General features: G+C 61.7%; 19 protein-coding genes and 1 pseudogene. 8 read left to right on the top strand and 12 right to left on the bottom strand.

What is annotated here, in order from left to right; translation table 11 throughout:
- Positions 1 to 6: 6 nt before the first annotated feature.
- From F8O05_RS08020 to F8O05_RS08010, 3 genes are all read right to left on the bottom strand, one after another.
- Complete coding sequence (locus F8O05_RS08020) at positions 7 to 1017, bottom strand: MFS transporter (protein WP_225735798.1); 1011 nt, start codon at positions 1015 to 1017, stop codon at positions 7 to 9.
- Positions 1014 to 2669 carry an ABC-F family ATP-binding cassette domain-containing protein gene (locus F8O05_RS08015; protein WP_158052223.1) on the bottom strand — a complete coding sequence of 552 codons (1656 nt, stop codon included), beginning with the start codon at positions 2667 to 2669 and terminating at the stop codon, positions 1014 to 1016. Before F8O05_RS08015 ends, F8O05_RS08020 begins: the two co-directional genes overlap by 4 nt.
- Before the next feature lie 281 nt (positions 2670 to 2950).
- Positions 2951 to 3298, bottom strand: coding sequence for a sulfate permease (locus tag F8O05_RS08010; protein ID WP_158052222.1), 348 nt, complete (start codon positions 3296 to 3298; stop codon positions 2951 to 2953).
- Positions 3299 to 3487: 189 nt separating this feature from the next.
- Here F8O05_RS08010 and dprA point away from each other — a divergent pair, with 189 nt between their 5' ends.
- Positions 3488 to 4468, top strand: coding sequence for a DNA-processing protein DprA (gene dprA / locus F8O05_RS08005; RefSeq protein WP_158052221.1), 981 nt, complete (start codon positions 3488 to 3490; stop codon positions 4466 to 4468).
- Between the two features lie 3 nt (positions 4469 to 4471).
- Here the strand turns inward: dprA and F8O05_RS08000 are convergent, their stop codons facing one another.
- The 6 genes from F8O05_RS08000 to nrdH form a co-directional block, all read right to left on the bottom strand.
- Positions 4472 to 4681 carry an excisionase family DNA-binding protein gene (locus F8O05_RS08000; RefSeq protein ID WP_158052220.1) on the bottom strand — a complete coding sequence of 70 codons (210 nt, stop codon included), beginning with the start codon at positions 4679 to 4681 and terminating at the stop codon, positions 4472 to 4474.
- A 31-nt stretch (positions 4682 to 4712) separates the two neighbouring features.
- A complete protein-coding gene (locus tag F8O05_RS07995) occupies positions 4713 to 6008 on the bottom strand; it encodes a tyrosine-type recombinase/integrase (RefSeq protein ID WP_158052219.1) in 1296 nt (431 codons plus the stop codon).
- A 363-nt stretch (positions 6009 to 6371) separates the two neighbouring features.
- Positions 6372 to 7358, bottom strand: coding sequence for a class 1b ribonucleoside-diphosphate reductase subunit beta (gene nrdF / locus F8O05_RS07990; RefSeq protein ID WP_158052333.1), 987 nt, complete (start codon positions 7356 to 7358; stop codon positions 6372 to 6374).
- An 88-nt stretch (positions 7359 to 7446) separates the two neighbouring features.
- Positions 7447 to 9576: a class 1b ribonucleoside-diphosphate reductase subunit alpha gene (gene nrdE / locus F8O05_RS07985; protein WP_263970288.1), complete on the bottom strand. Its 2130-nt coding sequence runs from the start codon at positions 9574 to 9576 to the stop codon at positions 7447 to 7449.
- 2 nt (positions 9577 to 9578) lie between these two features.
- A complete protein-coding gene (gene nrdI / locus F8O05_RS07980) occupies positions 9579 to 9998 on the bottom strand; it encodes a class Ib ribonucleoside-diphosphate reductase assembly flavoprotein NrdI (RefSeq protein WP_158052218.1) in 420 nt (139 codons plus the stop codon).
- Between the two features lie 146 nt (positions 9999 to 10144).
- Positions 10145 to 10381, bottom strand: a complete 237-nt coding sequence (gene nrdH, locus F8O05_RS07975; RefSeq protein WP_158052217.1) for a glutaredoxin-like protein NrdH — start codon at positions 10379 to 10381, stop codon at positions 10145 to 10147.
- A gap of 331 nt (positions 10382 to 10712) precedes the next feature.
- Here nrdH and F8O05_RS07970 point away from each other — a divergent pair, with 331 nt between their 5' ends.
- The 5 genes from F8O05_RS07970 (at position 10713) to trxA (ending at position 15737) form a co-directional block, all read left to right on the top strand.
- Positions 10713 to 12260, top strand: a complete 1548-nt coding sequence (locus F8O05_RS07970; protein ID WP_158052216.1) for a Mur ligase family protein — start codon at positions 10713 to 10715, stop codon at positions 12258 to 12260.
- A 64-nt stretch (positions 12261 to 12324) separates the two neighbouring features.
- Positions 12325 to 13152, top strand: coding sequence for an aldo/keto reductase (locus F8O05_RS07965; RefSeq protein WP_158052215.1), 828 nt, complete (start codon positions 12325 to 12327; stop codon positions 13150 to 13152).
- Between the two features lie 80 nt (positions 13153 to 13232).
- The gene (locus F8O05_RS07960) at positions 13233 to 14303 is read left to right on the top strand and encodes a DUF4349 domain-containing protein (protein WP_158052214.1); all 1071 of its coding nucleotides are present in this window, start codon (positions 13233 to 13235) and stop codon (positions 14301 to 14303) included.
- Positions 14304 to 14384: 81 nt separating this feature from the next.
- A complete protein-coding gene (locus tag F8O05_RS07955) occupies positions 14385 to 15221 on the top strand; it encodes a PRC-barrel domain-containing protein (RefSeq protein WP_158052213.1) in 837 nt (278 codons plus the stop codon).
- Positions 15222 to 15356: 135 nt separating this feature from the next.
- The gene (gene trxA, locus F8O05_RS07950) at positions 15357 to 15737 is read left to right on the top strand and encodes a thioredoxin (protein ID WP_158052212.1); all 381 of its coding nucleotides are present in this window, start codon (positions 15357 to 15359) and stop codon (positions 15735 to 15737) included.
- Between the two features lie 12 nt (positions 15738 to 15749).
- On the opposite strand, the gene F8O05_RS07945 is transcribed toward trxA, so the two are convergent.
- The 3 genes from F8O05_RS07945 to F8O05_RS07935 all read right to left on the bottom strand — a co-directional run bounded on the left by F8O05_RS07945 (position 15750) and on the right by F8O05_RS07935 (position 22027).
- Complete coding sequence (locus tag F8O05_RS07945) at positions 15750 to 17666, bottom strand: heavy metal translocating P-type ATPase (protein WP_158052211.1); 1917 nt, start codon at positions 17664 to 17666, stop codon at positions 15750 to 15752.
- A 76-nt stretch (positions 17667 to 17742) separates the two neighbouring features.
- Positions 17743 to 20631 carry an FAD-binding and (Fe-S)-binding domain-containing protein gene (locus F8O05_RS07940; RefSeq protein ID WP_158052210.1) on the bottom strand — a complete coding sequence of 963 codons (2889 nt, stop codon included), beginning with the start codon at positions 20629 to 20631 and terminating at the stop codon, positions 17743 to 17745.
- A gap of 28 nt (positions 20632 to 20659) precedes the next feature.
- Entirely contained in the window at positions 20660 to 22027 is a 1368-nt protein-coding gene (locus F8O05_RS07935; protein WP_158052209.1) for a DNA methyltransferase, read from the bottom strand.
- 35 nt (positions 22028 to 22062) lie between these two features.
- On the opposite strand from F8O05_RS07935, the pseudogene F8O05_RS07930 reads away from it, so the two are divergent.
- Positions 22063 to 22212, top strand: a pseudogene (locus tag F8O05_RS07930) (BCCT family transporter); the annotation flags it as partial.
- A 5-nt stretch (positions 22213 to 22217) separates the two neighbouring features.
- On the top strand, positions 22218 to 22415 hold the full coding sequence (locus F8O05_RS07925; RefSeq protein WP_158052208.1) for a hypothetical protein: 198 nt from the start codon (positions 22218 to 22220) through the stop codon (positions 22413 to 22415).
- The last annotated feature ends 61 nt before the right edge of the window (positions 22416 to 22476 follow it).

Raw genomic sequence — 22476 nt, 5'->3', positions numbered from 1 at the left:
GGATGATCAGGTGCGGGTTCTGCGACTTCGGGCGACAAAGAGCGCGGAGAGCATGAGGATCAAATTGTCGGCAACGCCAATGACCACAAGAGGTAGTGTTCCTCCACCCCAGCACAGGATCATAAACGTCAAGTACCGACGTGGAAGCTTCAACGACGACACGATCAGCGAACCGACAGCCCCACCTATCCCATATGCGGCCAGAAGAAACCCGAAAGTAGCTTCAGCATCCTCGAATCGGTCGCGGGTGAGGAACGGGAGGAGAACTTCGATCGGGCCTTGGACAATGAGCGCAAGCGACGACCCGAAGATCAGCGTCCAAAGCAACCAGCGTGTACGAGCCACGTAGGCAACCCCCGCACGAAGGTCACCCCAGACGCTCGGGCGATCCTCGGGAGAAGTGGGCTCAGTGTGTTCGTCACGACGGCTAAGAAACAAGGTGATGACGAAAGCAATCGCGTACGAAGCCGCGACGATGACCGCTCCGATAGCGGGGAAGAATATACCGACGATGACTCCACCGAGGGCCGGGCCCAGCCCTTGCCCCATCGATGGACGGAGCGCCCCTTCGAGCCCATTCGCGGCCAGGAGCTGCTCCGGCGGAAGGACCACAGGTAGGTAAGCACTGTACGCAGGGTAGAAAAAGGCGCTCCCGGCAGCCATCGCGAACGAGACTGCGGCGACGTGCCAAAGTTCGATATTACCGGTGAGCGACAGGACCGCCACGGCGGTCATGATCGCGGCCGTTGAGCCCTGCACTGTGATGAGAATCCGCCGTTTGGAGAACCGGTCGGCGACAACCCCACCGAGAACGGAGAAGGAGAACAGGCCAAGACTCATTCCGGTTGCGACCGCCGACAAGGCAAGTGGGCTGTCATCGAGTGCGAGTACTTGGAAGACCATGACGATCGTCCACATACCGGTCCCGAATACCTCGATGCCGACGGCGGCAAACAGGAGACGGTAATCACCTGATGCCAATGGGCGGAGTGCGCGGAGCTTGATGGTGTTGCTCATACCAGCGCCTCGCCTTCAGCCATCGCCATCAGATGAATATGAGGCCATTGGGCGACATCGCGCAGGAGTTGCCGGTCGTGGGTCGACAGTACGACGGCCGCTTGGGTAGCCCCGAGTGCCTCGGTGAGTTCGTCAACGAGCGCGATGGAGAGGTGGTTGGTGGGTTCGTCTAGCAGTAGCACGTGCGGGCGTGCCGCGAGTACGAGCGCCAGATCGAGGCGTCGTTGTTGACCCATCGACAGTTCACCCACTCGTTTGCCTGCCTCGCGCGATCGCAGCAGTCCAAGTTGACCGAGACCGACCGTCTCAGATGACTGCAGCGTTCCTTGACCGACGAGTTCGTCGAGGTGACGGGCGTATATCTCATTCGCCCGGCGATCCGGCGGCAGCATCGTCTCCTGACGAAGAAAACCCAAACGGGTGCCACGGGATGTCCGCACTGTTCCCGTGTCTGGCAGTAGTTCGCCCGCCGCGATACTCAGGAGCGTCGACTTTCCGGCCCCGTTCGAGCCGGTGATCACGAGCCTGCCGCGGTGCGAGAGTTCGAACGACACCGGCTGCGCTAACCTCCCGGCAAAGCTCACGTTGTCGACGTTTAGCAGCACCGCCCCTTTTCGTGTGGGCAGGTCGGGGAACTGGAACAGTTGCGGTGGTTCTGGCACCGTCACCGCGTGTGCTTCGAGCGCTTCCTGGCGTCGGTGCACGCTCTGCACTAGCCCGCCCGCGCGCGTCGCGCGGCCGTGCTTCGGTGACCCCTTCTCCGGTCGCCACCCCGACACCAGCCGATTCTGCGCAGCGCTGAGACTCTCCTGCAGCCGCGCTTGCTCCTGCTGCTGACGCTCGTACTCCTGCTCCCAGCGTTCCCGCTCGGCCAGGCGCCCTTCTCGGTATCCCGCGTACCCGTTGCCGTAGATGCGGGGGCGATCATCAGGTGTCGGATCGAGGTCGACCACCGTCTCCGCAATGTCAGAGAGCAGCGCGCGATCGTGGCTGACGATGACGACACCACCGTTGCGCGTGCGGAGTTGCATGGTCAAGAAATCAAGTCCGCTGCGGTCGAGGTGATTGGTGGGCTCGTCCAGCAGTAAGAAATCATCTTCAGCCCCCAACAGGCAGGCCAACCGCACTCGATATCGCTGCCCCACAGACAGATCAGCGAGCAACCGCGTCATGTCGGTTTCGACGTCGAGTGCTTCGAGCGCGATTTGTACCCGGCGCTCGGCATCCCAAGCGTCGAGCGCTTCCGCATCTTCCAAGGCCGCAGCGTACTGCTCTGCGGCCTCGCTACTCCCTTCCGCGAGAGCGGCAGCGGCGTCGTCGAGTGTGGCCAGCGCTGCGAGCGGTTCGGCGATGGCCTCCGCGACGGCCTGCCCAACGGTTCGGTTGTCGGTGGAGTCCATCTCTTGTTCAGCGAGCCCGAGCGTGCCGATGCGCTGGATCGTTCCACTATCAGGTACCAGCGTGCCCGCGAGCGCGTGCAGAAGTGTGGTCTTTCCGCGCCCGTTCTCTCCGACGATCGCCACACGGGACGCGGGAGTGACGACAAGATCGACATGGTTGAGCACCGGGGTTACGCCTCGCATTACGGAGACGTCGGAAGCGGTGAGCTGCGCGCGATGGCGCGCCGGATGACGGTTAGTAGGGGTAAGCATTCAAATCCTTCAGCAAGGCGCACCACGACAAGCCGAACAGCAAGCGGGTACGCGAATGACGGCGACCCTCCATGGGGCCAGAACAAGCGGCCGCCGCAAGCTCGGAGCTACTCAACGAGCACGGTAGGCCTACTCAACCATCACAGGAAGTACAAATGCATACCGTCAATTCTACCCCACACTCATACGGCACCAACGAATCGGGTGCCGACAGCGGCTCCGGAGGCTTGATCGGTCTGATTCGGCCGCACTATCGGCGCCGCTGTCGCGGTCGGTCGGAATCAGTTCAGGGCCAGCTCGGACACTTTCTCGCCGTCACGCCGTTCATCGAGTTCCTTTGCACGCACGCGACACAAGATGATCAGGCTAATGGGTCCAAACATGATGAATTTCATCGCATTCCACAGGCTGAGAAGGACAAGGAGATTCAGCCATCCTGGGCCGCCACCAGCTGCCACAGATGAGCACCAAAACGCAAAGCCGAGGTATGGCAGGGCGAGGAGCATGGCAGGCACTCCCCACTTCAACCCACGCCGACTCCGGATCCACCGGAGCACGATGTTGCTCGGGGCGTAGCGCTGCAGGAGCGAGTAAATGAAGCTCGTGATCGCCAAGAGTGGGCGAATCATGATGGGCCTCTCGTCACACGTCGTTCTCCGTCGAGGAAGCAGCGTGTGATCGAACGCCCAAAAGGGCCGCCACGGAGGGCCCGCAGAGTTGAGAACCTGCTTCAACCTCCAGGGTACGCCGACATTCCGATTGGCGAAAGGGCAGCTCCCGCGCACCTCCTGAGCGATACATAGCCAAGGAGGCTTCCCATGCCAACGCTCACTGCCCTCGCCAAGGACGAAAGAACGGCTCGCCAGCTTTTGGCCGTGATCGGTACACCGGGCGACATCTCGACCGGTGCGCTTATAAACAACGTCGGCGCCGTTGAGGCAATCACTCTCATCGAGCGCGACATCACAGTGCCAGGAATGGATGCGGTCGAATCGGCCGTTTGGCGAGATCGTATGCGTCCCCGAGCCGGTGTGGATTATCTTGCCCCACAGACACTCAGCAACGAGAATTACCGGGTGCTGATCCCGAGCGATCCAGATTGGCCGACTGGGATAGCCGACCTCGGAGATCGTGCCCCGTATGCGCTGTGGGCGCGCGGGCGTACAGATCTACTCGGCAACACACTCTCACGATTCGTCACCGTCACTGGTGCGAGAGCAGCCACAGCGTATGGCACGCACATCACCGAGGACCTCGCCGGTGAGCTGGTCCGAAACGGCAAGACGCTGGTCGCTGGCGCGGCATACGGAATCGAAGGATCAGTACACCGTGCCGCGCTTGCCGAAGGGGGCAACACCATCGCAGTGCTCGCTTCCGGGATCGACCGCCCCTACCCCGCGGGGCACAGTGAACTGGTGGCCTCGGTCGCACGTGCTGGTCTGGTGCTTTCTGAGGCGCCACCCCGCGTCGCACCAACCCGGCAGCGATTTCTGGATCGTTCTCGCATCCTCGCAGCACTATCCGGAGCCACGGTCGTTGTTGAAGCAGGGTTTCGGTCCGGTGCGCTTCATACTGCTCATGAGGCCAACGCACTCGGCCGAATCGTTGGTGCAGTGCCCGGCCCCATCACGAGCGCTGCCAGCTCCGGCACGAATCATCTGTTGCAAGACGGCGGTGCTGAAGTCATTGTCCGCGCGTCGGACGTGATGCGCGCCCTGGACACCGAAGACGCTCCCAGTCGGAACTCGGTCCGCCCGGGAGCGTCTCGATCACAATCTCCAACGAGCCGCGCGTTGTAGCGGCTACCTCGCTGTGGGAATCTCCACGACCAAGGCATTTCGCACTTCATCAAGGTCGACGCGGATGAGCCGACCGACACGGTAGCCGCGCACGGTTCCATCAGAGATCCGGCGCCGAAGGGTCTTGACCGAGACACCCAAGCTCTCTGCTGCCACTGCGAGTGAAACCAGCACAGAGTCCTGGAGTTCCTGCGACTGTCGAGCGATCATCATGCGGCCCTTCTGTGAGCTGACTACCTTTGCTTCACAGGTGTCCAGCGCTGTCCGGTTGCGATGTCTCGCCCTCGCTTGGTGCCTCGGCGATCGTCGCGGCGACACGTACACTCATGCGATCCGCCAACTCCCGATCTCGACTCATCGTGGCGTGCTGGTATCGGAGCGCGATATGGATGTCAGCGTGGCCGCCGCGTCGCATCAGCTCCGCGAGAGTTGCTCCCTCCTGCGCGAAGAGCGTCAAGCCCGTGTGCCGGAGGTCATGGAACCGGAAGCGATGCGGCAGGTTTGGAACGCGCTCACGTGCGTCAGCCCAGATGTACCCCCAGCGAGTGTTCGAAAGCGGCACGCTGCCCCGCGGGCTCGATGGGATCACGGGAGCTTTGGCCTCCGGAGCGACGTATTCGTTGAAGTGTTCCTTCAAACGACGAATCATGAGTTTCGGAACGCTCAACGAACGCTTGCCCGCCTCACTTTTCAGCTCCGTATAGTCGCCGGTGTTGGCGTTGAGCTGGCGGCGCACGTGCAATGTTGCGCTGCCATCGTCATGCCATTCGATGTCTCGGCGTTGCACGCCCAAACACTCGCCCCGTCGGAGTTGGCACCATGCAGCAAGCTGCACCATGATTGCCCACTGGTTCGGCACTGCCTCGTACAGGGCTTCGACCTGTACCGGCGTAATGACGTCTTCGCTTTCGTCGTGGTCGGCGTCGTAACGGACGGACTCCTGGCGCGGGATCGAGACGTTCGGTGCCGCGGGGATGACGCCATCTCGGGCGGCTTGACGCAGGATCATCATGAGCACGATCAGTACCGGTCTCGTGATTCCGTTGAACTTCGACTTCGGATTCAACGGTGCCGGAATCTGATCGAGCCGATCTGTCATCTCGCGAATGCGATCGGCATCAATCTCCTTCAAAGGAGTATCGCCAAATTCCGGCACGAGATACCCCGTCACTTTGCCCGCGTAGGAGCGAACAGTTCCAGCGGCTCGCATCTTGCCGCTGCGGTTCGGTTCGGTTCTGATCATCTGCAGCCAACGCTTCGAGTACTCCTCGAAGCCCATGGAGCGCGCTTTTTCCTGCTCCGCGTCAGCGCGGTTTCGTGCCGCCACGACCGCCGGTGGCTCCCACTGTCCGAGCGAAATCTTCGTATGCACCGCCGCAAGCCATCGGCGGGCGTCCGTCTTGGTGAGAAATGTAAGCGACTTATCGTCGTCGGTTCTCGCCGTGTAGGTCTCGCCATCTGGGCCCGGGTACCGGGCCTGCCAACGACCGGAGGGCAACTTGCGCAGGCTCCCCCACGATTCCCTCTTCGTCGCACTCATGATGCCCTCCCGTGTACTCGGATGGACGCGAATGGACGCTCGTGCCACTCCGTGCCACTCACTCCGCGCATCGGCGAGTATCCGCATGATTCCGCGGATCTCATGGGGTTAGCGGTGCTTCCTGTGGCACGGAGTGGCACGGACTCGGCGCCCTGCCGAACCCAAATTTTGGTGGGTAGGCTCCCTCGCTTCCGCGGGGAAGGTGCACGCGTGCCATCCGCGTGCCACTCCGAATGGGTGTTCCTGGTCATTTCTGTCCTCCTCTGTCGTCGAACAGAGAGCATGAACAAGGCCCGAACCCGCGAGATTTCGCGGATCCGGGCCTCTGACCAGGCTTTTCAGCCGGGGCGCTTCAAAAAACTTCTAGAAGTCCCAGTCCTCGTCCTCGGTGTTCTCGGCCACGCCGATCACATACGACGAGCCCGAGCCCGAGAAGAAGTCGTGGTTCTCGTCCGACCCCGGCGAGAGCGCCGCGAGGATCGACGGGTTCACGTCCGTCACGCTCGAGGGGAACATCGGCTCGTAACCGAGGTTCATCATCGCCTTGTTCGCGTTGTAGTGGAGGAACTTCTTGACGTCCTCCGACCAACCGACACCGTCGTAGAGGTCGTGCGTGAACGCGACCTCATTCTCGTAGAGGTCGTAGAGCAGCGAGAAGGTCCAGTCCTTGAGCTCCTGCTTGCGATCTTCATCGGTAATCTTCGCGAGCTCGCGCTGATACTTGTAGCCGATGTAGTAACCGTGCACGGCCTCATCGCGGATGATCAGGCGGATGAGGTCAGCGGTGTTCGTGAGCTTCGCGTGTGCCGACCAGTACATCGGCAGGTAGAAGCCCGAGTAGAAGAGGAAGGACTCGAGGATGGTCGACGCGACCTTGCGCTTAAGCGGGTCTTCACCGTTGTAGTAGTCAACGATGATCTGCGCCTTCTTCTGCAGGTTCGGGTGCTCCCGAGCCCAGCGGAATACGTCATCGATCTGCTGCGTGTTCGCGAGCGTCGAGAAGATCGAGGAATAGCTCTTGGCGTGCACCGACTCCATGAACGCAATGTTCGTGAGCACGGCCTCCTCGTGGAGGGTGGTCGCATCGGGAATCATGGTGACCGCGCCGACCGTGCCCTGAATCGTGTCGAGCAGAGTGAGCCCCGCGAACACGCGCATGGTGACGGTCTGCTCTTCTTCGGTGAGCGTGTTCCACGACTGGATGTCGTTCGACAGGGGCACCTTTTCGGGCAGCCAGAAGTTATTCGTCAGTCGGTTCCAGATCTCGAGATCTTTATCGTCGTCGATGCGGTTCCAGTTGATCGCCTCAATGTGGTCGACGTGCGGATCACGCTTCGACTGCTCGGTCATCATGAGCGGTTCGCTCCCCTTCTTATTCTTCTCACTTCGTTACACACAACCGCGGCGTCACGAGATTCGCGACGCCGCGGCCAGTGGGTTACAGCATGCAGCTGACGCAACCCTCGATTTCAGTTCCTTCAAGCGCAAGCTGACGCAGTCGAATGTAGTACAGCGTCTTGATGCCCTTACGCCACGCGTAGATCTGCGCCTTGTTAATGTCACGCGTCGTTGCGGTGTCCTTGAAGAACAGCGTGAGCGACAGGCCCTGGTCGACGTGCTGGGTCGCCTCGGCGTACGTGTCGATGATCTTCTCGTAGCCGATCTCGTACGCATCCTCGAAGTATTCGAGGTTGTCATTGTTCATGAACGGCGCCGGGTAGTAGACGCGGCCGATCTTGCCTTCCTTGCGGATCTCCACCTTCGACGCGATCGGGTGAATCGACGACGTCGAGTTGTTGATGTACGAGATCGAACCGGTCGGCGGCACGGCCTGCAGGTTGCGGTTGTACATGCCGTACTGCTGCACATCCGCCTTGAGCGCACGCCAGTCATCCTGGGTTGGGATGTGGTGGTCGGCGAATAGCTCACGCACGCGCTCGGTCTTCGGCAGCCATTCCTGCTCGGTGTATTTGTCGAAGAATTCGCCGGATGCGTACTTCGAGTTCTCGAAGCCACCGAAGCGCTGGCCGCGCTCGCGGGCGAGGCTCATGGATGCGCGGATCGCGTGATAGACGACGGTGTAGAAGTAGATGTTCGTGAAGTCGAGGCCCTCTTCGGAGCCGTAGTGCACCCGCTCGCGACCGAGGTAGCCGTGCAGGTTCATCTGGCCGAGGCCGATGGCGTGGGATGCACTGTTCCCCTGACGGATGGACGGCACCGAGTCAATGCTCGACATGTCACTCACGGCGGTGAGGCCGCGGATCGCGGTTTCAATCGCCTTTCCGAGGTCGGCCGAGTCCATCGCGAGCGCAATGTTCATGGAACCGAGGTTGCAGGAGATGTCGTCACCGATCTCGTCATAGGAGAGGTCGGCGTTGTAGGTCGAGGGGCTGTTGACCTGCAGGATCTCGGAGCAGAGGTTCGACATGTTGATGCGACCCTCGATCGGGTTCGCACGGTTCACGGTGTCCTCGTACATGATGTACGGGTAGCCGGACTCGAACTGAATCTCGGCGAGCGTCTGGAAGAATTCCCGCGCGTCAATCTTGGTCTTGCGGATGCGGGCATCATCGACCATCTCGTAGTACTTCTCGGACACCGAGATGTCACCGAAGGGCTTGCCATAGACGCGTTCCACGTCATACGGCGAGAAGAGGTACATCGGTTCCTTCTTCTTCGCGAGCTCGAAGGTGATGTCCGGCACCACCACACCGAGTGAGAGCGTCTTGATGCGGATCTTCTCGTCAGCGTTCTCACGCTTGGTGTCGAGGAAGCGCATGATGTCGGGGTGGTGCGCGCTGAGGTACACCGCGCCGGCACCCTGGCGGGCACCGAGCTGGTTGGCGTAGCTAAAGGAGTCCTCCAGAAGCTTCATGATCGGGATGATGCCCGAGGACTGGTTCTCGATCTGCTTGATCGGTGCACCCGCCTCACGCACGTTGGTGAGGCTGAAGGCCACGCCGCCACCGCGCTTGGACAGCTGCAGCGCCGAGTTGATCGAGCGGCCGATCGACTCCATGTTGTCTTCGATGCGCAGCAGGAAGCAGCTGACGAACTCACCGCGCTGCTTCTTGCCGACGTTCAGGAAGGTGGGGGTTGCGGGCTGGAAGCGACCCGAGACCATCTCATCGACGAGCGCGGTGGCGAGCTGCTCATCCCCCTGTGCGAGGCCGAGCGCGACCATCAGCACGCGGTCTTCGAACCGCTCGAGGTAGCGCTTGCCGTCGAAGGTCTTCAGCGCGTAGGAAGTGTAGAACTTGAAAGCGCCGAGGAAGGTCGGGAAGCGGAACTTCGCCTTATAGGCGCGGTCGCGCAGCTGACCGATGAACTCGATCGAGTACTGCTCGATAACCTCGCGCTCGTAGTATTCGTTGTCGATGAGGTAGGTCAGGCGCTCTTCCAAGTCGTGGAAGAAGACGGTGTTCTGGTTGACGTGCTGGAGGAAGTACTCGCGAGCCGCCTCACGGTCCTTATCGAACTGAATGCGCCCCTCATCGTCGTAGAGGTTGAGCATCGCGTTGAGCGCGTGATAGTCCAGGCCCGAGCTCTGACCCTTCTTGTGCTCCACGATTACGCTGCCGTGGGAGTCGGTTGCTGTTGCCAAAACTGGTCCAATCCTTTGTTTACCTTGTCGACGTCGTCGGGAGTGCCGAAGACTTCAAATTTATAGAGCACGGGAACATTGCACTTGCGTGCGACCACGTCTCCGGCGAGCCCATATGCGATTCCGAAGTTGGTGTTGCCACCTACGATGACACCGCGTATCAAAGCCCGGTTCTCAGGTACATTCAAAAATTTGATGACCTGTTTCGGTACGGCTCCCCGCCCGTGACCGCCACCGTATGTTGGCAGTACGAGCACGAAGGGTTCATCCGCGAGGATCGTCTCTTCTTGGGTATAGAGCGGGATGCGCCGAGCCTCACGGCCGAGCTTCTCGATAAAGCGATGAGTGTTACCGGACACGCTCGAAAAGTAAATGAGCTGCGTCACTTGAGATCTCACCCTCTTATTTCGTACCGAGCGGGACAGCCTGTGCCACTCGCTCGGGTATATAAATGTAGCCCGGGTCCGAAGACCCGGGGTGTGCGTGGCCGGGCACTCGCTCGGTGCCACGCACTCCGAACTCAGCGTTCGGACTAGGCGCTGTGTGCCTGGGAAAGTTCAGTGATCTTGTCGGGGCGGAAGCCCGACCAGTGGTCGTTGTCAGTCACCACAACGGGAGCCTGCAGGTAGCCGAGTTCCTTCACCGCGGCGAGCGCCTTTTCGTCGACCGAAACGTCAAACACTTCGTACTCGATCCCCTGCTTGTCGAGCGCGCGGTAGGTAGCGGTGCACTGTACACAGGAGGGCTTGCTGTAGACGGCGATAGACATGCGATTCGCACCTTCCGAAAGATGAAACTAATTGAAGTGAAACTCAACACGGTGTGGTGCTCGAACCAAGCCGGAGCCACTAGATGTTGTGCTTCAAGAGGCTAGCAGGACTAGATGCAGTATTACAACCGTGTAGTTCTCCACATGTGAGTCCACAGAAATACGGCGTTTCACAGCCGTTTTCCACTACATTTCACAATTACTCCACAAGTTTTCCCCGGTCTGTTGTGGACAGCGGTTGATCGACTCGACGATCACCACTTGCTCAAGAGATTTACGACATACTTGTGCAGCACATTTGACCTAAACCAATGTGAAAGAACACCTCCCTATGACACAGAACCTCGCGGAGCCGATCAATCCAACCGGCATCACGCTCACTGACCTCGCCCACCGGCTTGGGGCTCAGTACGAGGGCCCTGATCTGCGGGTAACGAGCGTAACTAGCGCCTCCGACACCGCAGCCGCCGGAAGTCTCTTCGTTGCCCTGCCGGGCAAGAAAACACACGGCGCCGAATTCGCTAGCCATGCCGCCGCATCCGGTGCCATCGCCGCGCTGACCGATGAAGCAGGTGCCGAACGCACCCGCGAAGCGGGACTTGCGACGATCATCCACCCCGCACCTCGCGAGGTCATGGGGCAAGCCGCGAGTGCCGTCTACGACACCACCCCAGGCAGCCCAAAGCTCATCGCCGTCACGGGCACAAACGGCAAGACCACCACGACCTATCTGTTGCAGGCGCTCTTCAACGCCATGGGCATCAAGAGTGGACTCTCGGGGACCGTCGAGCGCCGCGTCGGCGCCCAGGGTGTTGAGACCCGCCAGAGCGGTCGACTGACCACCCCAGAGGCCGACTATCTCCACGGGCTCGTCGCGCGTATGCGCGAAGACGCCGTTGAAGCTGCCGCTGTTGAAGTTTCTGCGCAAGCGATCACCCACCATCGAATTGACGGGCTCCGCTTCGACGTCGCGATCTTCACGAATCTCTCGCAGGATCACCTGGACGACTACGGCACGCTCGACAACTATTTCAACGCAAAACTGCCCCTCTTTAGTCCCGCGCATTCAGCACGTGGCGTGACCGTGATCGATGACGAATGGGGCCAGAAACTCGCTCGCGAAGCAACCGTCCCGATGACCACGGTCTCCACAAAGGCCAACACCGCTGCGGACTGGCAGCTGACCACCCAAGAGCTCGATTTGGAACACACCGCGCTTGAGTTGACTCACCGCGATGGGCGTAGCTTCAAGGCAACGGTGAACCAGCCGGGCTGGTTCGTCGCGCTCGACATGGCGCTGTCGGTGGTGGCGCTGACCGACCTCGGCTATGACCTCGAGAAGATTGCCGAGGCGCTCGGCACGCAGCGCGAGCTTGACGCTCCCCTACCCGGCCGACTCGAGCTGGTGAACCCGGAGGGCAACGGCCCCCGTGTCTACGTTGACTACGGCCACACCCCGGCTTCCTTCCGGGCGGTACTGACCACGCTGCGCGGTTTCACCAAGGGGCGACTGTTCATGGTCTTCGGCGCCGACGGGGACCGCGACGCCACCAAGCGGCCCGATATGGCTCGCTCGGCAGCGCTTGCGGATGTCGTGGTCGTCACCGACTACAACCCCCGCTTCGAAGACCCCGCCGCGATCCGCGCGACACTCATGCAGACGCTGCGCGAGGAATTCCCGGATGTCGAGTCCTATGAGATCGCAGATTCCGCCGAAGGCATCGATAAGGCGGTGTCCCTGGCCAATGCCGAGGACATAATCTTTGTCGGCGGCCACGGTCACCGTAAGGACGTCGAGGTGCAGGGCAAGCTCATCCCCTATTCCGTCAAGGACGCCTCGCGCGAAGCGCTCCAGCGTCACGGGTTCCGGGTCGAGTAGGGTCCACCGCCAACAGGCCGAGACCAAATTGCGAATCAATCTCTGAGGAGTAGGGTAGCCAGTCGTGAACGCTCAAATTCCTGCGATTGAACTCCGTGATGGACGCCGCATTCCACAGCTCGGGCTCGGCCTGTACAAGGTGCCTAATGAAGACACCGCGGCGCTCGTACAAGACGCGATCGAGATCGGCTACCGCCACTTCGATACCGCAACTCTCTACGGGAATGAGATCGGCCTCGGTGAGGGACTCCGCGCATCCGGCTTGCCTCGTGAGGATGCATACATCACCACCAAGGTTTGGCAAGACCGCCACGGTTATGACGAGACACTGCGTGCCTTCGATGAGTCGCTCGAGCACCTCGGGCTCGAAGAAGTTGATCTCTATCTGATTCACTGGCCCGCGCCCGAACAGGATCGCTATCTCGAGACCTGGGAGGCGCTCCAGCGTCTCCATGACGAGGGGCGGGCACACTCAATCGGCGTGGCGAACTTCAAAGAACACCACCTCACCCGACTGATCGAAGAATCCGGCGAGACCCCAGCCTGCAATCAGGTGGAACTGCATCCCTCGTTTTCGCAACCGGAACTGCGCCGCTTCCACGCGCAGCACCACATCGCGACGGTCGCCTGGTCGCCGCTCGCCCGCGGCGCGGATCTCGACAATACGGTACTGACCGACCTCGCCGCCGCGCACGAATGCACTCCGGCGCAGATCGTTCTCGCCTGGCACCTCAAGCTTGGCAATGTGGCGATTCCCAAGACCGTCCACCCCGCTCGCCTGCGCGAGAATCTTGCCGCGGCACGCATCCAGCTCAGCGCCGAAGACTGCGCCCAGATCCGCACTCTCGACCGGGGTGAACGGCGCGGTAAAGACCCTGACCTGTTCGGCTAACTCCGCTTCATCCAATCGGATGAGCCTTGCTCTCCATCCCGGTGATGTGCTAAGTCACCCAACGTGTCACAGTTGAGGGTATGAGCACCTCGACTTCTCAACGACTCATGGGCGGGCTCGTCGCGGGCCTCGCCACACTCGCGCTCCTAACCGGATGCGCAGGTGCCGGTGGCAGCACGGAATCCGATCGCGGCGAGCGGAGTGAGGAGTATTCCGCGCCCTCCGAGGAATTCGTCGACGAAGCCCCGATGGATGGCGCAGCCGAAGATTCGGAGCAATCCGAGGCCGGCGGCGCTGCTCCGTCCGATACCAATACGGTTGCTGACCGCGACATCATCACGACCACTTCGGCGGACGTCCGCGTCGAGGATGTGCCGGGGAGCGTCAGTAAGCTCGAACAACTCGTCGCAAAATATGACGGGCGTATCGAAGCACGCACTGAGCGCACCAACGACACGGTTCCCGAGGCGTATCTGACGATCCGAGTCCCTGCCGAGCACAATGATGCGTTCTTGACCGAGCTGAAAGAACTCGGCGAGGTCACCCAGATCGAGTCGTTTGCGGTCGATGTCACGCTCGACAAGGTGGATCTGGAATCACGCATCTCAAGCCTGCAATCGTCCATCGCGTCCCTCGAATCGATGCTCGAGCAAGCCACGAATGTGGAAGACATGCTCGATATTGAGCAGGAGCTCTCGCAGCGGCAAGCCGAGCTGCAAAGCCTCGAGGCGCAACTCGAGGTGCTCTCCGAGGACGTGGCGATGTCCACGGTTTACGTGAACCTGACCACGAATGCGACCCCGCAGCCGATCGATGAACCCACCGGTTTCTTCGCTGGACTCGTCAAGGGCTGGAATGACTTCGTTGATTCGCTCAACGACTTCGTCACTGACTTTGGGTATGCCCTGCCGGGATTGGCGCTCTTGCTCATCATTCTTGCGGCACTGTGGTTCTTTGTGATCCGACCGATTTGGAAGCGGCTACGGAAGCAGGCCCTGCCTCACGAGGTTGCCCCGGAGCCCTACGAGTCGGCGACGAACTCGGATGCATCTCCACAGCCTGAACCGGCGGCCACGTCCCTTGCATCGACGCAAAACAACCCCGATGAGCCAGGAAATTCGCAGTTGCCACCGCTTCCAAAGCTCGACTAGGGCGCGGCTCAAGGCTCCGGCCAGTGCTGGCGTATAAGCTCGCACCAGCGAAACCGCATCAACCCAAGAGGACATGCAGCCATGGCAGACCCAAACGAACGCGATAGTGACCTGAACGCCGAAGACCCGATTGAGTCGTCGAGTTCTCAGTCGAATGCGGACGAGGCTGACCCCATCACTCCACCTGAGGCGACGGAGGTGCCTGCCAATGGCGGCGAGGCGCTTCCCATCGTCGTTGGCGAGGACCAGATCGAAGAGACCGACGAGGAGCGGGCAGCCCGCGAGGCGGAGGAAGAACTGCTGTGGATCTTCCAAGCCACAGTCTTCGACCAAGCAGGTCAGAAGATCGGCCGCGTGGGCCAGGTCTATCTCGATGACCAAACCCAGGCACCCAACTGGGTGACTGTGAAGACTGGCCTGTTTGGCATGAAGGAGTTCTTCATCCCACTCGATGATGCCGAGCGCCAGGACAAACGCATCACGGTGCCGTACAGCAAGGAGACTGTCCTTTCCGCGCCGCGCACCGAGATCGATCAGAACCTCTCTCCTTCGGAAGAGGATGCGCTGTACAACCACTACCAGGTCGAAGGCAAGATGACCGAGGTCGTCTCGCTCGAGGGTGATGCTTCACACCTCACTGATTCGGCCGGGACCGCGGATGCCGCCGATACGCTGCCGGGGTCGGATGCGCTCATCCCTGAACCTGCGGAAGCCAGCGTTCCCGAGCCTGCCAGTGGCAAAGCTACCGACTTTGACGCACTGATCAGCGAAGAAACCGCGCCGGTTGATACCGTGCCAGATGAGGCGTTCGCGAACCCCGAGGCTGCCGCTACCGAACTCTCGGAGGAGGACTCGGAGCCCGCAGTGGAAGCCCCGGATAACCCGTTTGCTGACCCTGACAAGCCCGAGTCGAGATAGGAACGCCCAGTCGTTCACCAGCGGTTTCACAGTGTGGCAGGAATACTGCCGCCGAGAAATCCGTTCTACCCGATACCTACCGTGGCGCCAGCGTGCCGCGGCAGAGATGACGCCATTCAACAAGAGGAGCCGATTGTGGCAACCACTGACCTGAACCAAGACAACTTTGTCGAGACCGTCACCGGAGAAGGCATCCACTTCGTGGACTTCTGGGCCGATTGGTGCGGGCCTTGTAAGCAATTCGCTCCCGTATATGAGCAGGCGAGTGAAGAGCACACGGATGTCACCTTCACCAAGGTCGACACCGAAGCAAACAAGCAGCTTTCGACGAGCCTCGGCATCCAGTCGATCCCGACTCTGATGGCTTTCCGCGATGGCGTCTTGCTGTTCCAGCAGGCTGGCGCGCTTCCCGCACGCGCACTCGAGGACGTCATCAAGGCGGTCAAGGAAGTTGACATGGAGGAAGTCCGTCAGAAGATCGCTGAGCAGGAAGCTCAGCAGGGTTCGCAAGCCTAGCCTTCGGCAGAACTAGAACCCCGACGACCCGGTCTGCGCGTGCTGCGCAGACCGGGTCGTATGTGTAGTGACCGTCTTCTCCCCTCGGCTTCGACCGCCGGTGCGGGCACGAAGGGCGTAGAGGATCGCAGCGAGGTCGACGACCTCTTGTAGCAGCGCGCCAACGACGGGGATGATAAACCCGAATGCGGCGATAAGCATCAATCCGAGCGACAGTGCAATACCGAGCCAGATCGCCGAGAGCGCGACACGGTATGTGTGCCTGCCGATCTCATGGGCACGCGCGACGAGGCCGATGTCGTCGCGCCGAATCACCGCATCCGCCGACTCGCTTGCCGCGGTCGATCCCCGGGCCCCCATCGCGATGCCAACCTCGGCGATCGCGAGCACGGGTGCGTCGTTCACGCCGTCGCCAACCATCGTGACCGGTCGTTCCGTGAGCCCACGGATGATCTCGACCTTGTCTTGTGGACGCAAGTTCGCGTACACCTCGGGGATGCCTGCCTCACCCGCGAGCGATCGCGCGGTCTGCTCGTTGTCGCCGGTGACCATGAGCACTCGCTCCACGCCCATTTCCTGTAACCGAGCCACGGTCTGCGGGGCGTTCTTACGCAGTGCATCGGCGAGGATCAGCGACCCCGCAAACCTGCCATCGATCGCGACCATGACTGCGGTTTGGCCGGGATCGAGCTCTGCCGCGGTTGCGGCAGCATCGTTCTCACGAATGAAGGACAACTTTCCGACTCGCACGAGGTGACCGGCTACGGTCGCTTCGACTCCCTGCGTGGCGTGCTCGGATGCATCCGACACCGGGAGCGATTCGAGGCCACGCTGCCGTGCCGCGCGAATGACGCCGTCGGCCAGTACGTGTGATGAGTGCGCTTCCGCGGACGCTGCAAACTGCAGGAGCCGGTCCGCATCGAGGTCGACGTGTGCTGGCTGCACCGCCACGAGCTCGGGCTCGCCGTGCGAGAGCGTCCCCGTCTTGTCGAAGGCAACGCTCCGACTCTTCGCGAGCGCCTCGAGGGTCGCTCCGCCCTTCACGATAATGCCCTCGCGAGCGGCCGCGCTCATTCCACCGATGAACGCGACGGGTGCAGCGATCAGCAGCGGACACGGTGTCGCGAGCACCAGCACAGCTGCGAACCGCACGGGATCCCCCGACAGCCACCACGCGAGTGCCGCGATGATCAACGACACGATCGTGAATGGCACCGCATATCGATCCGCGAGGCGCACGGTCGGCGCCTTCTGCTGCTGTGCGTCGCGCACCAACGAGAGGATCTGCTGGTATTGCGAGTTCGCCGCATCCGCTGTCGCGCGCATCGTGACGGCACGGTCGCGATTGACCGTGCCCGAAAAAATTCTGTCGCCATCGCGATGCAGTACCGGAAGGCTTTCCCCCGTCATCGACGATTCGTCAAATTCGGCTTCGCTGCCAACGAGCGTGCCATCGACCGGCACGATCTCGGCAGGCTTGATCAGCAGCAAATCACCGATGGCCACTTCATTCACCGGAAGGTCGGTCGCCGGCAGATCAGGATGCACCGGGTCGAGTCGGTGCGCCGACTGCGGCGCACGCTCCAGCAGCGCATTCAAGTCGCGTCGGGCGCGAAGCTCGGCATAGTCCTCGAGAGCTTCACCACCGGTCAGCATGAGTACGACGATCATTGCGGCAAGGTACTCCCCCGTCGCGATCGCTGCGGCCATCGCGACGACCGCAAGGATGTCGAGCCCGAAGTGGCCGCGAATTACATCGCGGACCATGCTGTAGGCCGTCATCGCGATGATGACAATCACATACGCCGTCGCGAGCCACTGTGCTGGGCCACCCGCTCCGGCCAAATCGAGCACGATAACCACGAGCAATAGCCCCAGCGTGACAGCCACGATGGGATATCGCTTCAGCACCTCAGCAATGCGTTGCATACCCCTATTATCCCCATTTGATCAGCGATTTTCTAGGATGCGCAGCCTCACCTAACCGATGCGCGGAGCGTGCGGTCTATTGGGCGAAGCGCTCCATCAGCAGGGTCGCGAGGTGCTTGCCTTCGGTAGCACCGAGCTGATCGGCCTGCGTCCGACACGAGTAACCGTCCGCGAGGAAGATCGCGTCGTCGCCAGCATCCCGTAGAGCCGGCAGCAGGGAGTTCTCGGCTACCGCGACCGAGGTCTCATAGTGTCCGGTTTCAAGGCCGAAGTTGCCGGCGAGACCGCAGCATCCGGAGAGCTGGTTGATCTTGGCGCCGAGGGAGTTCAGCAGCGTACGGTCGGGGGCGAAGCCCATCACCGCATGCTGGTGGCAGTGGGGTTGCACGATGAGTTCGACACCGTCCAGGCGCGGCAGTTCCACCGTCGGGTCCGGCTTCACTGGGGCCATCCCGTTCAGGACCTCCGCGAGTGTGTAGGTGGCGTTCGCAATCTTCCGCGCTCGTGGGTCGTCCGGGAAGAGTTCCAGCAGGTCGCTCTTAAGCACCGCGGTGCAGCTCGGTTCAACCCCGACGATCGGGATGCCGGCTTCGACCACGGGAGCGAATTCATCCATCAGCCGCGATAGTCGTGCCCGGGCACCGTCGAGTTGCCCGGTAGAGATCCAGGTCAGGCCGCAGCAGACTTGGTTATTCGGGGTCACGACTTCAAGACCGACCCGCTCAAGGACTCGCACGACGTCGTGGTCAATTTCGGGGTTGAAGCCGTTCGAGAAGGAGTCGGCCCACACCATAATGCGGTCGCGGTCGGTACGCGGTGACTCGGGTCGGATTGCCTTACCTTCTTTGAGCAGGCGATTGCGATCTTGCTTGAAGGTACGGCTCGAGATCTGTGGAATCGTGCGCCGCTTGTCCACACCGGCGAGCGGCAGGATGGCTTTTCGGAGCCAGTCAATTTTGAACATGCCGTTCACGATCGGCGCGAACGCCGACATCAACGGCTCCCAGCGCGGCAGCTGACCAAGCACATAGTGATTCATCGGGCGCAGGCGACCCTTGTATTTGCGGTAGAGCGTCTCCGACTTATAGGCGGCGACGTCGACACCCGCCGGGCAATCGCTCGAGCAGGCTTTGCAGGACAGGCAAAGGTCAAGCGAGTCGGCGACTTCTTGGGATTTCCAGCCGTCCTTGACGAGCTTGCCATTGGTCATTTCCTGCAGCACGCGCGCGCGGCCGCGGGTTGAGTGGGTCTCGTCCTTGGTCGCCATATAGCTGGGGCACATGAAGCCACCGGCATCGCGGTTATCGGCACGGCACTTCCCCATCCCCACGCAACGGTGAACGGCCTTGGTGAAGTCACCCGAGTCTTCGGCGAACGCGAAGCCACCGCGGATCTTCGGAATCGGCAGCGCTTGCGGGCGCCGGAGGTCCGCGTCGAGCGGTGCCGGGTCGACGAGCACTTCGGGGTTCAGCACGTTTTTCGGGTCGAACAATCGCTTCAAATCGCCAAAGGCAGCAATCGCCTTTTCGGAGTACATCAGCGGCAACAACTCGCTGCGGGCGCGGCCATCACCGTGTTCACCTGACATCGACCCACCGAATTCGGCCACGAGCCGGCCAGCGTCGAGCATGAATGCGCGCAGCGCCGCCCCGTCCCGCTCCAGCGGAATCGACAGCCGAATGTGGATGCAGCCATCACCGAAGTGCCCGTAGGGCATGCCTTCGATGCCGTGCCGGGCAGTGAGTTTGTCAAACTCCCGCAAGTAGTCGCCAAGACGTTCAGGCGGCACCGCCGCATCCTCAAACCCCGGCCAGGCCTGCTCGCCCGACTCGGTACGACTCGCAAGGCCCACACCGTCTTCGCGCACCCGCCACAGCGGGCGAGCGGCGGCAGCGTCCGGGATGATCGAGGAAGAAATCGCGCTGGATGCGGCAACCAGCTTGTGTGCGCGATCGAGCGCGTCGATTTCATTCTCACCGGGCATTTCGATCAGCAGCCAGCCGCTGCCTTCCGGGAGGGCAGCGATCGCCTCGGCACCGTGGTGACGGCGCACGGCATCGGTGAGTCGCCCATCCAACCCCTCGATCGCGCCGGGGCGCTGCTCGAGGAGGGCCGGTACGTCGTCGGCCGCCGCCACCATCGATGGATAGCCGAGCGCGATCGTCACCGGCGAGGAGGGAATGTCCACCAGGTAGACGGTGCCGCCGAGCACGATGCCGAGGGTGCCTTCAGAACCGACCAAGAGCTTCGCGAGCGAGTGGCCGTTCTCTGGCAGCAGCGCCTCTAGGCCGTAACCCGATACCTGGCGGCCGAAGCGACCGAATTCGAGTCGAATGGTCGCGAGGTTATCCGCCACAAACTCGTTCAGCCCAGGGACGACCGAGAGGTCATCCGCCGCGGTGAAACGGCGGCCAAGCCCGTCGATCATGTCGAGTTCGACCACGTTGTCGGCGGTGCGGCCGAAGCGGAGCGAGTGCGAGCCGCAGGCATTGTTGCCGATCATGCCACCGATCGTGCAGCGGGTCCAAGTCGAGGGATCGGGCCCGAAGCGCAGACCGTGGGGCCTTGCCGCGTTCTGCAACTGCGCGACGATGACACCCGGATCAACGACCGCGGTCTTTGCTTCCGGATCGATCGAATGGATCTTGTTGAGGTGACGCGAGGTATCCACCACGATGCCGCGCCCGATCGCGTTTCCTGCGATCGAGGTACCGGCACCGCGCATGTGCACGGGCTTACCGGTCACACGGGCAACGTCAGCAATCGCGATGAGGTCGTCCTTCGATTTCGGGAAGGCAACTACTTCCGGCGTAATGCGGTAGTTACCGGCATCCGAGGAGTATTCGGCGCGACGTAGTGAGGAAGTCGCGACCTCCCCATCGATGCGCTCGCGAATCATCGACGCGACCTCGCGGTCTTCCGGAGAAAGTGGCGCATCGGGCCTTACGGCTTCGCTAATCGTCATGGCACGATGTCCTTTCTCTGGGACCTAACTACCTCACAATGTTAGCGACCGTCGTGCGCTTCCCCGTGAGGTCGACCAGTTCGAGCGTGACCGAGTCTGCGACCGGCTGGGCGATGGATGCGCGGGTCACCAGCACCCCACGCGCGTCACGCCAGGCTCCGCCGAGTCGTTCACCCGCGGTCGACCACAGGTGCCATCCGGCCAGCGACCCGAGGCCCGTGCCCTCGAGCATCCGTGCCGTGACATCGCTCGATTGACCGCGGGCCGGTTGCAGCGCGGTCGCGAGCTGCTCGGCGGGAATCACGGACTGCAGCTGGAACTCACCGTCTTCCCAGGCGTACTCGACCATGGGGCTAACGACGCTGTCGGTGTTCTGGGGCGGGTGCGCGTCGAGGAGGGCGTACTGAGCCCCGAGTGCGTCGAGCCTCGAACGCGTCACCACGAGCGAGCGAGCGCTCGCGTCGAGACTCATCCAGCGGCGCCCCAACTGTTCGGCGGTCGCGGCAGTCGTTCCCGATCCGCCAAAGGGATCGACGACAAGGTCACCCGGATGGGTCATCCACCGCAAGAGAAGTTCGAGAAGCCCCTCGGGTTTCTGCGTCGCGTAGCCGGTGCGCTCTGCCGAAAGGTTCAGCACGGGACGCACGCTCACCTGGTGCACGCCACCGCCCGTAGGTGCATCTGCGGCGCTGTCGACGAGTGTCACCGCGCCCTCGAGCACGTCGCGAAGGATCGTATCGACGAAGTGGCGACCCTGCGCATCCACCTTGCTGCCCATGAACGGCTTGTCGAGGTACTGGCGCTCGTACAGCGGCGTGATGCGGAATCGGTCACTCTTGCGATACAGCAGCAAGTTGTCATGCTTGCGGGGTACTGCACTCGTGCGGGCCGCTCCTCCGGTGCGGTAGCTCCACACGAGGGAATTGACGAAGTGCTCACGCCCAAACACCTCATCGAGCACCACGCGAACGTAGTGCGAAGAGTGCCAGTCAAGGTGCACGCAAATCGCGCCGTCCTCAGCGAGGAGCTGGCGCGCGAGCACCAGCCGCGGCACGAGCATCCGAAGATAGTCGGCAGTACCACCCGCCCAGCGATCGGTATAGGTGTGCATTTCCAACGCGATCTCACCGCCCGCATCATCACGAGTGTGGATGCGGCTGCGGTAGTCGGCCTTGGAATCAAACGGCGGATCGAGATAGATGAGTTTCGCACACGCGCCCGATGCGACCAGTCGCGCGAGCCCCGCAAGATTGTCACCGTGGATGAGTGCGTTCGGTTCGTAGGAGCCGTTCAGCTCTGCGGTTTCGCGCGCCCCGATGACCGCTTCACTTGCCTCCTGCTGGCCTTGGGCGATGAGCGCCGGAAGCTGGGTAAGCAAGGAAGGCGGGATGTGCATCAGATCAGTCTAGGAGACCTACTGATACCCTGGTGTGGATCGGTGAGAACCTCGGTTGGTGGTACGTGCTGACGATCACCGCCGTGATCGGATTTGTGATCTGGGTCGCCGTGTCCAAAGAAGGCAATGTGCGTCTGGGCCCCGATCATTCCCGACCGCAATACAAGCTGTTCACCTGGGTAGCGACCTCATGGGTCTTTCGAAGCAGCAAGTTATCGATGACGTCATCGACCGCTTCGAGACACACTTGAGCTTCCTGCGACACTCGACCGAGGTCGATGCCGCATCGGTACTCACTCCCCCGGTTGCCACCGGCCAGCACGCAGCCATCGAGATCGAGCTCGAACCCGGTGAGGCGGCCCTCGACGACGACAGTGATGTGAAGTAGTCTCGCGCCGCCACTTCGCACGAAGAAAGCGCCCGACACCATCTGACTTGGTGTCGGGCGC

The organism is Gulosibacter chungangensis, assembly GCF_008831155.1.
Classification (GTDB): Bacteria; Actinomycetota; Actinomycetes; order Actinomycetales; family Microbacteriaceae; genus Gulosibacter; species Gulosibacter chungangensis.
This window is presented reverse-complemented; position numbering and strand designations above follow the sequence as displayed.